The sequence below is a fragment of the Streptomyces sp. NPDC096046 genome (assembly GCF_040303285.1).
Taxonomy (GTDB): Bacteria; Actinomycetota; Actinomycetes; order Streptomycetales; family Streptomycetaceae; genus Streptomyces.
Genome location: NZ_JBEOSZ010000095.1, coordinates 1 through 12,542, shown reverse-complemented (window position 1 = coordinate 12,542; position 12,542 = coordinate 1). Strand labels below are relative to the sequence as shown.

General features: G+C 74.2%; 10 protein-coding genes and 1 pseudogene. 6 read left to right on the top strand and 5 right to left on the bottom strand.

The window, feature by feature from the left end:
- Nucleotides 1-80: pseudogene (locus tag ABTX62_RS37390) on the top strand (hemerythrin domain-containing protein); the annotation flags it as partial.
- A gap of 108 nt (nucleotides 81-188) precedes the next feature.
- On the opposite strand, the gene ABTX62_RS37385 reads toward ABTX62_RS37390, so the two are convergent.
- On the bottom strand, nucleotides 189-1,175 hold the full coding sequence (locus tag ABTX62_RS37385) for a hypothetical protein (RefSeq protein WP_352120356.1): 987 nt from the start codon (nucleotides 1,173-1,175) through the stop codon (nucleotides 189-191).
- A gap of 152 nt (nucleotides 1,176-1,327) precedes the next feature.
- Between ABTX62_RS37385 and ABTX62_RS37380 the strand changes: the two genes are divergently transcribed.
- The 3 genes from ABTX62_RS37380 to ABTX62_RS37370 all read left to right on the top strand — a co-directional run bounded on the left by ABTX62_RS37380 (nucleotide 1,328) and on the right by ABTX62_RS37370 (nucleotide 4,454).
- Complete coding sequence (locus tag ABTX62_RS37380) at nucleotides 1,328-3,868, top strand: helicase-associated domain-containing protein (protein ID WP_352120355.1); 2,541 nt, start codon at nucleotides 1,328-1,330, stop codon at nucleotides 3,866-3,868.
- A 168-nt stretch (nucleotides 3,869-4,036) separates the two neighbouring features.
- Entirely contained in the window at nucleotides 4,037-4,168 is a 132-nt protein-coding gene (locus tag ABTX62_RS37375; protein ID WP_283971859.1) for a hypothetical protein, read from the top strand.
- Nucleotides 4,169-4,265: 97 nt separating this feature from the next.
- Nucleotides 4,266-4,454 carry a hypothetical protein gene (locus ABTX62_RS37370; protein WP_352120354.1) on the top strand — a complete coding sequence of 63 codons (189 nt, stop codon included), beginning with the start codon at nucleotides 4,266-4,268 and terminating at the stop codon, nucleotides 4,452-4,454.
- Here the strand turns inward: ABTX62_RS37370 and istB are convergent.
- Nucleotides 4,432-5,982 (bottom strand): IS21-like element helper ATPase IstB, encoded by a 1,551-nt coding sequence (gene istB, locus ABTX62_RS37365; RefSeq protein WP_502998085.1) that lies wholly within the window; start codon nucleotides 5,980-5,982, stop codon nucleotides 4,432-4,434. The two genes, ABTX62_RS37370 and istB, sit on opposite strands and share 23 nt — an antisense overlap.
- 180 nt (nucleotides 5,983-6,162) lie before the next feature.
- On the opposite strand from istB, the gene ABTX62_RS37360 reads away from it, so the two are divergent.
- Nucleotides 6,163-7,806, top strand: a complete 1,644-nt coding sequence (locus tag ABTX62_RS37360; protein WP_352120352.1) for a DNA repair helicase XPB — start codon at nucleotides 6,163-6,165, stop codon at nucleotides 7,804-7,806.
- A 19-nt stretch (nucleotides 7,807-7,825) separates the two neighbouring features.
- Here the strand turns inward: ABTX62_RS37360 and ABTX62_RS37355 are convergent, their stop codons facing one another.
- The gene (locus tag ABTX62_RS37355) at nucleotides 7,826-8,014 is read right to left on the bottom strand and encodes a hypothetical protein (protein ID WP_352120351.1); all 189 of its coding nucleotides are present in this window, start codon (nucleotides 8,012-8,014) and stop codon (nucleotides 7,826-7,828) included.
- A gap of 288 nt (nucleotides 8,015-8,302) precedes the next feature.
- Between ABTX62_RS37355 and ABTX62_RS37350 the strand changes: the two genes are divergently transcribed.
- Nucleotides 8,303-10,345, top strand: a complete 2,043-nt coding sequence (locus ABTX62_RS37350) for a HelD family protein (protein ID WP_352120350.1) — start codon at nucleotides 8,303-8,305, stop codon at nucleotides 10,343-10,345.
- A 604-nt stretch (nucleotides 10,346-10,949) separates the two neighbouring features.
- Here ABTX62_RS37350 and ABTX62_RS37345 read toward each other — a convergent pair.
- Together ABTX62_RS37345 and ABTX62_RS37340 are read right to left on the bottom strand one after the other, a co-directional pair.
- Nucleotides 10,950-11,642 carry a copper homeostasis protein CutC gene (locus ABTX62_RS37345; RefSeq protein ID WP_352120349.1) on the bottom strand — a complete coding sequence of 231 codons (693 nt, stop codon included), beginning with the start codon at nucleotides 11,640-11,642 and terminating at the stop codon, nucleotides 10,950-10,952.
- Between the two features lie 104 nt (nucleotides 11,643-11,746).
- Nucleotides 11,747-12,427 carry a maleylpyruvate isomerase family mycothiol-dependent enzyme gene (locus ABTX62_RS37340; protein ID WP_352120348.1) on the bottom strand — a complete coding sequence of 227 codons (681 nt, stop codon included), beginning with the start codon at nucleotides 12,425-12,427 and terminating at the stop codon, nucleotides 11,747-11,749.
- Nucleotides 12,428-12,542: the final 115 nt, after the last annotated feature.

Sequence of the window (12,542 nt, the reverse complement as noted above, 5' to 3'; positions counted from 1 at the left end):
CCAACAAGCTGCTGGCCCCCGGGGCGGGCATGGTCGATCGTGTCAGGGACGCCCTGACCGGCCGCGGAAAGGGGTCCTGACCCGCCCGTCGCGGCAAGCCCTCGTACTGGGTGTACTTGGGCTTGCGCCCGGCACGCCGAGAGCACGCACCGGGCGTCGCGACGGGGCGAACGTTGCCTGCTGCGGCACTAGCGCGAGCGCTGGGAGCGCCACACCAGGAACAGCGCCGACGCCACCGCCGCTCCCCGCACCACCCACGGCCAGGTCTCCGCCACCGCGGCGTTCATCTGGCCCTCGGCGATCGGGGTGCCCCAGCGGCCGTTCATCCGGCCCCACAGCCACACCAGGCCCCCCGCCACGGAGAGGCTCGGCAGGATCACGACCGCCCACTTCGTCTCGGCCTGGCTCAGGCGGCGGGAGGCGTAGGCGATGAGCCAGCCCAGCAGGAGGACGAACCAGTTGCCGAGCACGGCACCGGCGACGAGGAGTGCGGCGGCGATCAGCAGGAGCGGGTTGCTCCAGTTTCCGGCGGGAAGGCGCGGGAGACGGCGACGCCCCCGCTCCTCGGTCACCTCGGCCGCCTCGACGACCGGGGCCGGTTCCTCGGCGGCCGTGTCCTGCTCCGCCTTGCGCGGCGCCGGCGGCTTCAGCAGGTCCGGCAGCTCCACACCGCCCACGAACCCCGGCACCTCGTCCCCGACGCCGAACGGGCCGCTGTCCACCCGCCACCAGTCCGGCTGGACGGCACTGTCCCCGAGTTCGTGCCCGGCGGCCAGGTGCGGCGGGGCCGGACCGTCGAAGGGCGCGGGGTGCGCCTCCTCGGCCTGCCGCGCCGGGCGGGGGCGCGGTACGACGCGCCGCAGGACCCCCTTCGTCCGCTCCTCCGCCTCGGCCTCGCGCTGCCCGGGGACGGAGGCGGGGGCGGCGGCGCGCGGCTCACCCGCCGTGCCGCCCGCCGCCGCGGTCACCACGTCGTCGGGGCTGCCCAGCCGGGACAGGATGCGGCGGACTGCGGCGGGCGAGTCGACGGTGGCCTTCGCACGGCGCTTGTCGATCTCGTCGCGCAGGTCCGCGACCAGGCGCATACGGGTGGCCGACGACAACTGCCGCTGCTGGGCCACGTCACCGACGCGGCTCAGATACTCGTAAACGACCTGGTCGCTCTCAATCCCCACGAAGTCCCCTCCGGGGCGGGTGCGTTGCGTGACGCCGTCGCACGACGGTACCGCGAGTGCCCGCGAGGCCGCCAAAAGCCCGTACCGCGTTCGGGGACGGGGCCGCGCACGCCCGGCCCGGCCCGGGGAGGCGACCCGCTACCGTGGACCGGATGAGCACCGAGGACAGGCCCCCGGCCCCCCGCTCCCTCGCGGAAGAGCTCCGCGCGCGGGGCGACGCTTCGCTGGGCGCGCTCCTGCGCAGCCGCCCGGATCTCATCACGCCCGTCCCCACCGACCTCACCCAGCTCGCGACGCGCGCCGGCACCCGTGCCTCGGTGGTGCGGGCCCTGGAGCGGCTGGACCGGTTCGCCCTGCAGACGGCGGAGGCGCTGGCCGTGGCGGCGGACCCGGCGACCTACGGCGAACTGCTCGCGCTCATGGCCGGGGACGACGCCGACCCCGCCGTCGTCGCGGCCCTGCCGCACGCCCTGGACGGCCTGCGCGAACAGGCCCTGGTGTGGGGCGGCGACGACCGGCTGCGGCTGGTCCGCACGGCGCGTGAGCTGCTGGCCCCCTCGCCGCAGCACCCCTCGCCGACCGGGCTCGGCCCGACGGTCCAGGAGGCCACCGCCGGAATGTCCCCGGGACGGATCCAGGAGATCGTCACGACCGCCGGTCTGCCCTCGACGCACGACGCGGTCTCCGCGGTGATCGCCCTGGCCGGGCTGTTCACGGACCGGACCCGGATGGCCGCGCTGCTCGCCGGGGCCCCGGCCGACTCCCTGGAGGTACTGGAACGCCTGGTGTGGGGGCCGCCGTACGGGCAGGTCACCGCCGATCCGGCGCCCCGGCTGCGCTGGTTGCTGGACCGGGGGCTGCTGCTGCCGACGGCGCCCGGGACGGTCGTCCTGCCGCGCGAGGTCGCCCTGCACCTGCGGCGGGGCCTGGCGCACCGGACGCCCGAGCCGGTGCCGCCGGCGGTCGAGGTGGCGGCCACGCATCGTCCACAGGTTGTGGACAGCACCGCGGCCGGGCAGGCGTACACCGCGCTCGCGACCGTCGAGGAGCTGCTGAAGGACTGGGACGAGGGCGGACCGGCGGTGCTGCGGGCCGGTGGGCTCAGCGTGCGGGACCTGAAGCGGACCGCCGTCGCCCTCGACGTACCGGAGCCCGTCGCCGCGTTCTGGGTGGAACTGGCGTACGCGGCCGGCCTGATCGCCTCGGACGGCGAGGCCGACGAGCGGTACGCGGCGACCCCGGCGTACGACGAGTGGCGGGAGCTGCCCGCCGCCGAACGCTGGTCCCGGCTGGTCACGGCGTGGCTCGCGGCCACCCGCACGGCCGGTCCGGTGGGCGGGCGGGACGCGAAGGACCGTACGTTGTCGGCGCTCGGGCCGGGCCTGGACCGCTCGGCGGCGCCCGAGGTGCGGCACCGGGTGCTGACGCTGCTGGCCGGGCTGCCCGAGGGCGCCGCTCCGGCAGCCGGGTCGGTGCTGGCCCGGCTGCGCTGGGAGCGGCCCCTGCGCGGCGACCGGCGCGAGGACGACCCGCGCGGCCGGCTCGCCGAATGGACCCTGTCCGAGGCGGAGCTGCTGGGCGTCACGGGCCGGGGCGCGCTGTCGGCCCAGGGCCGGACCCTGCTGGGCGCGCCCGCGGCTCCCGCCAAGGGCCCGGAGACGGAGCCCGTCGGGCCGGGCGACAAACTGCCCGTCCACCACCATCACCGCCCCACCCCGCTCGCCCCCCTCTCCCCCGCCGAACAGGCCGTCGCCTCCGCCGCGGCGGCCCGGCTGCTCGCGCCGCTGCTGCCCGAGCCGCTGGACCACGTGCTGCTCCAGGCCGACCTGACGGCGGTGGCGCCCGGGCCCCTGCGGCGACCGCTCGCGGACATGCTGGGCGTACTGGCGGACGTCGAGTCCAAGGGCGGGGCCACCGTGTACCGGTTCACGCCCGGCTCGGTACGGCGGGCGCTGGACGCCGGGCAGGCCGCCTCCGACCTGCACGCCTTTCTCGCCGCGCACTCCCGCACACCCGTGCCGCAGCCGCTCACCTACCTGATCGACGACGTGGCACGGCGGCACGGCCATCTGCGCGTCGGCGCGGCCTCCGCGTACGTGCGCTGCGACGACGACGCGGTGCTCAACGAGATCCTCGCCGACAAACGGGCCGCCGGACTCGGACTGCGCCGGCTCGCGCCGACCGTGCTGGCCGCGCAGGCCGACCCGTCCGGACTGCTGGAAGGCCTGCGGGCGATGGGCTTCGCGCCGGCCGCCGAGTCCGCCGAGGGCGATGTGCTGATCACCCGCGCCCTGGCCCACCGCACCCCGCCCCGCACCGCGCCCGAACCGGTGCCGGACGGCCCGCCGACGCCCGACGACACCCTCCTGGCGGCCGCGCTGCGCGCCATCCGGGCCGGTGACCTCGCCTCCACCACCCCGCGCAAGCCCGGCACCGCCCCGGCGCTCGACGGGCAGCCGCCCCGCACCGGCGCCGCCGAGACCCTCGCCACCATGCAGGCCGCCGTGCTCACCGGAGAGGCCCTGTGGATCGGCTACGTCAACGCCGAGGGGGCCGCCAGCCAGCGGGTCATCGCCCCGGTCCGCGTCGAGGGCGGCTACGTCACGGCCTACGACCACACCGCGGACGAGGTTCGTACGTACCCGCTGCACCGGATCACCGGGGTCGCGGAACTCGCCGACGACGGGGACTGACGGCCCCTCACCGGCCGTGTCACCCGTTCGGGTGCAGGCGGGCGTTCATGCACGCCACGCCGGGGATGTCCCACGCTCGGGCGACCTTCCCGGGCGTGCCGCGTCACGCCGTGCGGGCCGGGGCAGCCACCGGGTGTCCTGTGAGCCCCACGAAAGGGAGTCCCCCGCATGCGCGCTGTCCGTCGAGTCGCCGCCGTCCTCGCCACCGCCGCCCTCATGACGTTCGGTGGGCTCGCCACCCCGGCCTCCGCGGTGAGCATCGACGTCGCCGGCCTCGTCCTGGAGACACCGCACATCTGATCCGTTCCCGCCCCCGCGTCGGGCCGGCTCCGGCGTCCCCGGACCGGCCCCGGGAGTGTTCCTCGTCCCCCAGCCCGTGAAAGGCCTTGTCGTACCCATGCGTGAGAAGCTGCCCGCCGTCGCCCTCTGCGCCGTCGCGCTGATGGGGGTGTCCGGGCCGTGTGCCGCCGCGGCCCCCGCGCCGCCGCTGCCCCTGCCGGTCACCGGTGCGGAGCCGCTGGTCACCGAGGGGATCACCATCGAGGGCCCGCTGGTCCAGAACGTCAGTCTGCCCATGCTGAAGTAGCACGGCGCGTCCGGTAGCTGTCGCCCTCCAGCCGCACCAGGTCGGCGTGATGGGCGAGGCGGTCCGTCAGCGCCGGGGCCGACGGGCCGAAGACCTCGTCCCACCGGCCGGGCGAGCGGTCGCTGGTCACGATCAGCGAGGCCCGCTCGTAGCGGTGGGCGACGAGCCGGAAGAACAGGCCTGCGGTCGCCGCGTCGAAGGGCGTGTAGCCGACCTCGTCGACGATCAGGAGGGGGTGATCGTCGAGAGCGGTCAGCTCCTCGTCGAGCCGGCCGGCGGCCCGGGCGTCCGCGAGCCGGCCGGCCCACTCGGCGGCGGTCGCGAACAGCACCCGGTGCCCGGCCTGGCAGGCGCGGACGCCCAGGGCGATGGCCAGGTGGGTCTTGCCGGTGCCGGGCGGTCCGACGAAGACCACGTTGCGCCGCGCGGCGACGAAGTCCGCCTTGCCGAGCCGGGCCACGGCGTCCCGGTCGAAGTCCCGGAGGTGCTGCTGGTCGAAGTCCTCCAGCAGCTTGCGCGCCGGAAACCCGGCGGCACGAATCCGGGCCTCGGCATCGCTGCCAGGGCCGGGCTGCCCCGGGACGGCCACGGTGGCCGCCGGAACGCCTGGGCCGGACTGCCCAGGGCCGGTCGCGGCGATCGGCCGGGGCGCGAGTGGGAAGGCCGCGGCAGCCCTCACGACGGCCGGCCCCTCGGTGCCCGGCGCGGCCCCCACAGCGACCGGCTCCACGGCACCCGGCTCGGCCTGCCCCGGGACGCCCGCAGCGGCCCCCGGCACGCCCGGGCCGGGCTGTCCGGGGACCGTCCCGGTGGTCGGCCGGGGCGCGGCGCCCGGCTCGGGCCGGAGCGGGACGCCTGCGGGGGTCCCCGGGACCCCGGTGCCCGTCTCCGCGAGTTGCCGTCGGGCGGCCGGGGTGGGTGCCTGGGTGGTCTCGGACGGTGGTGTCGGCTGCTCGTGGCCCGGGTGGTGCCCGGGCGCGGCCCCCGGGCGGTCGGCGTGGCCGCGGTCCGTGTGGGCGACCATCGGGCCCGACATGCAGGCGAGGATCGCCGCCGAGGCGATGAACGCCATGTGGATCACCGTCCCCCACAGCAGGGCGTGCCGGGAGGTGTGGTGGACGTCCACGAACATCTGGAGCAGGTGCACGGAGGAGATGCCCACGATCGCCGTGGCGAGCTTGACCTTCAGCACGTTGGAGTTGACATGCGAGAGCCATTCCGGCTGGTCACGGTGGCCCTGGAGACCGATGCGCGAGACGAACGTCTCGTAGCCGCCGACGATCACCATGATCAGCAGGTTGGCGATCATGACGACGTCGACCAGCTTGAGCACGGCGAGCATCACGTACGTCTCGGTGGCGTGCCCGCTCACGCACATCAGGATTAAAGTCCACAGCTCCTTGAAGAACTTGTAGACGTAGACGCCCTGGGCGGCCACGAGCCCGAAGTAGAGCGGGGCCTGGAGCCAGCGGGTGGCGAACAGGGCGTATCCGAGCGTGGTGGTCGTCGGGTTCTGCACCTGCGCCATTCTTCGGGGCCGGACCGGAAAAACTGAATTCACACCACACGTTGGGATGAATAGGCATTCAGTATGACCGGACGCACAGATCACACCATCCGGCGCGATCGATCAGGCACACTGGACGTTTGGCCGAGGCGTCGCACTGTCGAGCCGTCCGAGCCTCCGGCCACAGAAAGGGTGCCGCGCGTGAATGGTCCGCTGATCGTCCAGTCCGACAAGACTCTGCTCCTGGAAGTCGACCACGAGCAGGCCGACGACTGCCGCCGGGTCATCGCCCCGTTCGCGGAACTGGAGCGGGCGCCGGAGCACATCCACACCTACCGCGTGACCCCGCTGGGCCTGTGGAACGCCCGCGCGGCGGGCCATGACGCCGAGCAGGTCGTGGACGCGCTCGTGCAGTACAGCCGCTACCCGGTGCCGCACGCGCTGCTCGTCGACATCGCCGAGACGATGGACCGCTACGGCCGTCTCACCCTCTCCAAGCACCCGGCGCACGGCCTGGTCCTGACCACCACCGACCGCCCGGTGCTGGAGGAGATCCTGCGGTCGAAGCGGGTCACGCCCCTGGTCGGCGCCCGGATCGACGCGGACACGGTCGTGGTGCACCCCTCCGAGCGCGGTCAGATCAAGCAGACGCTGCTCAAGCTGGGCTGGCCGGCCGAGGACCTCGCCGGGTACGTCGACGGCGAGGCGCACGAGATCGAGCTGGCCGAGGACGGCTGGGCGCTCCGGCCGTACCAGAAGCAGGCCGTGGAGAACTTCTGGCACGGCGGCTCGGGCGTCGTCGTCCTGCCCTGCGGCGCCGGGAAGACCCTGGTCGGGGCCGGTTCGATGGCCCAGGCGAAGTCGACCACCCTCATCCTCGTCACGAACACCGTCTCCGCCCGGCAGTGGAAGCACGAGCTGGTGAAGCGGACGTCGCTCACCGAGGAGGAGATCGGCGAGTACAGCGGGACGCGGAAGGAGATCCGGCCCGTCACGATCGCGACCTACCAGGTGCTGACGACCCGGCGGAAGGGCGTCTACCCGCACCTGGAGCTGTTCGACTCGCGGGACTGGGGGCTGATCGTCTACGACGAGGTGCACCTGCTGCCCGCGCCGGTCTTCAAGTTCACCGCCGACCTCCAGGCGCGGCGGCGGCTCGGTCTGACCGCCACCCTGGTCCGGGAGGACGGCCGGGAGTCGGACGTGTTCTCGCTGATCGGCCCCAAGCGGTTCGACGCGCCGTGGAAGGAGATCGAGGCGCAGGGCTACATCGCGCCCGCCGACTGCGTGGAGGTCCGGGTCAATCTGACCGACTCCGAGCGGCTCGCGTACGCCACGGCCGAGACGGAGGAGAAGTACCGCTTCTGTGCGACGACCGCGACCAAGCGGAAGGTCACGGAGGCCATCGTCCGGCGCTTCGCCGGGCAGCAGATCCTCGTCATCGGCCAGTACATCGACCAGCTGGACGAACTGGGCGAGCACCTCGGGGCGCCGGTGATCAAGGGCGAGACGTCGAACGCGCAGCGGGAGAAGCTCTTCGAAGCCTTCCGCCAGGGCGAGATCAGCGTGCTCGTCGTGTCCAAGGTCGCGAACTTCTCGATCGATCTGCCGGAGGCGACGGTCGCGATCCAGGTCTCGGGCACCTTCGGCTCCCGGCAGGAGGAGGCCCAGCGCCTCGGCCGGGTGCTGCGCCCCAAGTCGGACGGGCACCAGGCGCACTTCTACTCGGTGGTCGCCCGGGACACCATCGACCAGGACTTCGCGGCCCACCGCCAGCGCTTCCTGGCGGAGCAGGGGTACGCGTACCGGATCATGGACGCGGACGAGCTGCTCGCGGAGAGCTGACGGCGCCCGGCCGGTCCGCTCACTTGCGGCGGACCACGCCGACTTCCTCTCCGTACTGACCCAGGATGACCACGTCGAAGGCGGCGCCCGCGAAGACCTTGACGGCGCGCAGGGCATCGCCGAGGCGGTGGCGGTGGCTGCCTGCCACGGCGGTGGCGCCGTGCGGGCGGTCCGGTGCCGGGGCGGGGTGGATGGTTGCTGCGCTCATGTCTCCATGGTGCGATTCGGCCCGTAAAGTCCGCGTCGGTCTCGGGACCGAACCTCGCGGCGGCCGCATACGCCCCTGGGCCGACCGCCATCCCTCAGAGAGGAGGGGCCATCCCCTAGGGGGTGGGGGATGGGAGGCAGGGCTCCGAGAAAACCGTTGGCGGCGTCCCGCCCCGCTCCTCTAGGATCTCCGCTCTTGCCCGCCTCCCTCATGGAGCGCCGCCGACCGGACGGAAACCGGCCGGCTCGTCACCGACCACTCTCGGCAGGTCCCTCCGGAGGCACCCCCTTGTCCACGCCCGTCCACGACCCGCTCTCGCGTGAGCGCTCCCATCTCTCCGCGTCCCGTTCCGCCCTGCGTGCCATGCGCGAGGACGTCGAGGCCCTCGACATCAGCGACGTCACCGCGAACTGGGTCAACGCCGAGGTGCTGGCTCACCAGATCGAGGAGCGCATCAAGGCCCTGGCCGATCTCAGCGACACCCCGCTGTTCTTCGGCCGGCTCGACTACCTGCACGCCCCCGGCGCGGGGGAGGCGGAGGGCGCGGAAGGGGAGCGCTTCTACATCGGGCGGCGGCATGTGCACGACCAAGAGGGCGACCCGATGGTCATCGACTGGCGCGCCCCGGTCTCGCAGGCGTTCTACCGGGCCTCCAAGAAGGACCCGATGGACATCGCGCTGCGCCGCCGCTTCGGCTACACCGGCGGCGACCTCACGGCGTACGAGGACGAGCACCTGTCGGACCCGGAGGAGACCGCGCGGACGAGCCGGCTCCTCCAGCAGGAGATCGAACGGCCGCGCGTCGGACCGATGCGGGACATCGTCGCGACGATCCAGCCGGAGCAGGACGAGATCGTCCGCTCCGGCCTCTCGGGCACGGTGTGCGTCCAGGGGGGTCCGGGCACGGGGAAGACCGCCGTCGGTCTGCACCGGGTCGCCTACCTCCTCTACGCCCACCGGGAGCGCCTCGCCCGCACCGGCACGCTGGTCATCGGGCCGAACCGGTCCTTCCTGCACTACATCGAGCAAGTGCTGCCCGCGCTGGGCGAGCTGACGGTGCGGCAGGCCACCGTCGACGACCTCGTGTCCCACGTCGAGATCAAGGGCACGGACGACGCGGCGGCCGCGGTCGTCAAGGGCGACGCCCGGCTGGCGCAGGTGCTGCGCCGGGCCCTCTACGCGCACGTCACGATGCCCACCGAGCCGGTCATGGTGGTGCGCGGCTCCCGGCGCTGGCGGGTGCCGGCGTACGAACTGCAGGACATCGTCCGCGAGTTGCTCGACCGCGACATCCGCTACGGTGCCGCCCGCGAGGCCCTGCCGCAGCGCATCGCGCACGCCGTGCTGGTGCGGATGGAGCGCTCGGGTGAGGCGCCGGACGACCGGGTGCAGGACGCGGTGGCCCGCGACAGCGCGGTCAAGGCGGCGGTCAAGGCGGCCTGGCCGGCGGTCGACCCGGCGAAACTGGTGCTGCGGCTGCTGTCGGACGCGGAGTTCCTCGCCGAGCACGCCGAGGGGATCCTCGACGAGGACGAGCAGAAGGCGATCCTCTGGGCGAAGCCGGCGCGCAGCGTGAAGTCGGCCCGGTGGTCGGCGGCGGACGCCGTCCTGATCGACGAGGCCACCGACCTGATCCAGCGCACGCACTCCCTCGGTCATGTCGTGCTCGACGAGGCGCAGGACCTGTCCCCCATGCAGTACCGGGCGGTGGGCCGCCGCTGCACCACCGGCAGCGCGACCGTCCTCGGCGACCTGGCGCAGGGGACCACACCGTGGGCGACCCGCGGCTGGCAGGAGGCGCTGACCCACCTGGGCAAGCCGGACGCGCTGGTGGAGGAGCTGACGGCCGGTTTCCGCGTCCCGACGGACGTCATCGCCTACGCCTCCCGGCTGCTCCCGCACATCGCCCCGGGCCTCACCCCGGTGGTGTCGATCCGTGAGAACCCGGGCCACTTCGAGGTCCGGCCGGTCTCCGCCGCGTCGGAGGTGGTCGACGCCTGCCGCGCGTGGCTGCGCCACGAGGGCTCGACGGGCCTGATCGCGGCGGACGCCCGCGTCCCGGAGCTCGCCGAGGCGCTGGAGCGGGCCGGGATCCCGTACCTCGGCCCCGGTGAGGAGACCACCCGGGAGACCCGCCTGACGCTGGTTCCCGCGTCGCTCGCGAAGGGTCTGGAGTACGACTACGTCGTCCTGGACGAGCCGAGGGCGGTGGTCGACGGCGAACCGGACGAACGGACGGGCCTGCGCCGCCTGTACGTGGCGCTGACGAGGGCGGTGTCAGGCCTGACGGTCACCCACGCGGCCCCACTGCCACCGCAACTGCTCGCCTGAGCCTCGGCCACCCGTGCCGCCTGGTGCGGCACGGGTGCCCGAGGGGGCCCTTGCTCCGGCGAAGCCGAGAGCTTGCGCAAGGCATTGAGCGCCAGGGCCGCGGACCCGACCCGAGCCCCCCTCAGACGGCGTCCACCGCACCCCGCGCCACCGGGCCGCGAACCCACCCGCCACCAACCCCGACCCCGAGGGCCCGAGAGCCGCGCCCAAACATGCCCCCACCACCGCTGCGGAACAGGCCCGTCAAACGACGCCCACCACCCCCCACACCTCCGGACCCCGAACCCACCCGCCACCAACCCCGACCCCGAGGGCTCGAGAGCCGCGCCGAAACATGCCCCCGCCACCGCTGCGGAACAGGCCCGTCAAACGACGCCCACCACCCCCCACACCTCCGGGCCGCGAACCCACCCGCCACCAACCCCGACCCCAAGGGCCCGAGAGCCGCGCCGAAACATGCCCCCGCCACCCCCCACACCTCCGGGCCCATCAGACCGCACCCGCCACACCCCACTCCTCCGGGCCCATCAGACCGCACCCGCCACCCCCGCACCTCCGGGCCCGTCGGCACGCCACCACCCCCGACCCCGATCCCGGGTCCCCCTCAGGCTGTGTCCACCGCAGCGCGCCACTCCGCGACCGCCTCGGCCGCCACCGGCTCGTCCCACCCCCGTGGCCGAGCCGCCCCGCCGATGTGGAACCCGTCGACCCCGGCCTTCAGCAACACCGGCACGTGGTCGAGTCGCAGCCCGCCCCCGACCAGCAGCCGCTGCTCGTACCCCGGCTCGCCGGCCCGCCCGGCCTCGGCGAGCAGCACGGGCAACCCGTCGTCGACGCCCTGCGCCGACCCGGCCGTCAGGTACGTGTCGAGTCCCGGCATTCCGTCCAGCTGCTTGCGCAGGGCGTCCCGGTCGGCGGCCCGGTCGATGGCCCGGTGGAAGGTCCAGGGGCAGCCGTCCAGCACCTCCACGACCCGCTCCACGGCCGTCAGGTCCACCGCACCCCCGGCGTCGAGGAACCCCAGCACGAACTCCTCGGCCCCGGCCTCCCGCAGCTCGCCCGCCACCCGCACCAGCCGGTCCGCGTCCCCGGCCGCGAAACCGTCGGCCGGCCGGATCATCACCCGCAGCGAGATGTCGACCGCCCGGCGGATCCCGGCGACGGTGGCGGCCGAGGGCGTGAGCCCGTCGGCCGCCATGTCGGTGACCAGCTCAAGGCGGTCCGCGCCTCCCGCCTGGGCGGCGATCGCGTCCTCGACGCCGAGGGCGATCACCTCCAGGACTGCACGCTTGCTCATGGGGCCCCTTCGTCGGATGGGCGTCGACGTGCGACAACAGGTCTAGTCCAATCACAGACTACGCTGCCCACTCCCCCGGAACCCCAAGCCCCCGGAGCCGCGCCTCAGCCGAAGATGTTCAGCTCCTTCGCCTCCACCCCGGCCAGCTCGAACGCCGGTGCCCCGTCGACCGGCCGTCCCGTGTACAGCCGTACGAGGGTCGGCCCGTCCCCGATGAAGCGGCCCGGGGGCCGCTCCCCGCCGCCCTCCCCGAGCCGCAGTGGCTCGTCCAGGTCGTCGAGGTCGGCGTGCAGCGGCACGTGCCCCCGCTCGCGGGTGATCCGGGCGAGCAGCGCGAGCGCGTCCGGCAGCCCGGCCCCGCCGTACGCGCCCGGCTCACCGAAGGCCTCGCGCACGTCACCGGCGTGCACCCACTCGCCCAGGGCGAGCGCGTCCAGCTCCCCGCCCGCCCCGGCGATCACGGGGCCCGCCTCGGTCATCCCGCGCTCCAGATCGTCCACGATCCGCGCGTCGCTCCAGGCGGACCGTTCGGCGATGTCCCGGTCGTCGGACTCGGGCGAGAACCCGCCCGGCTCGAACCTGCCCTCCACCGCCCGGGACAGCGCGGCCGAACAGTGGGCCAGCACGTCCCGTACCGTCCAGCCCGGACACGCGGCGACGGGCAGCGCGAAGTCCTCCCCGCTCCGGCCCCGCAGCAGCGGGATCAGCGCGTCACGCTCGATCGTCAGCAGCCGGCCGGGCTGCTCGGGGTCCCGTACGTCATGCACATCAGCAGGAGTCGTCATGCCCCCACGCTAGTGCCGCGGCAGGCAACGTTCGCCCCGTCGCAACGCCCGGCACGCACTCTCGCCGCACCGGGCGCAAGCCCAAGTACACCCAGTACGAGGGCTTGCACCCGGC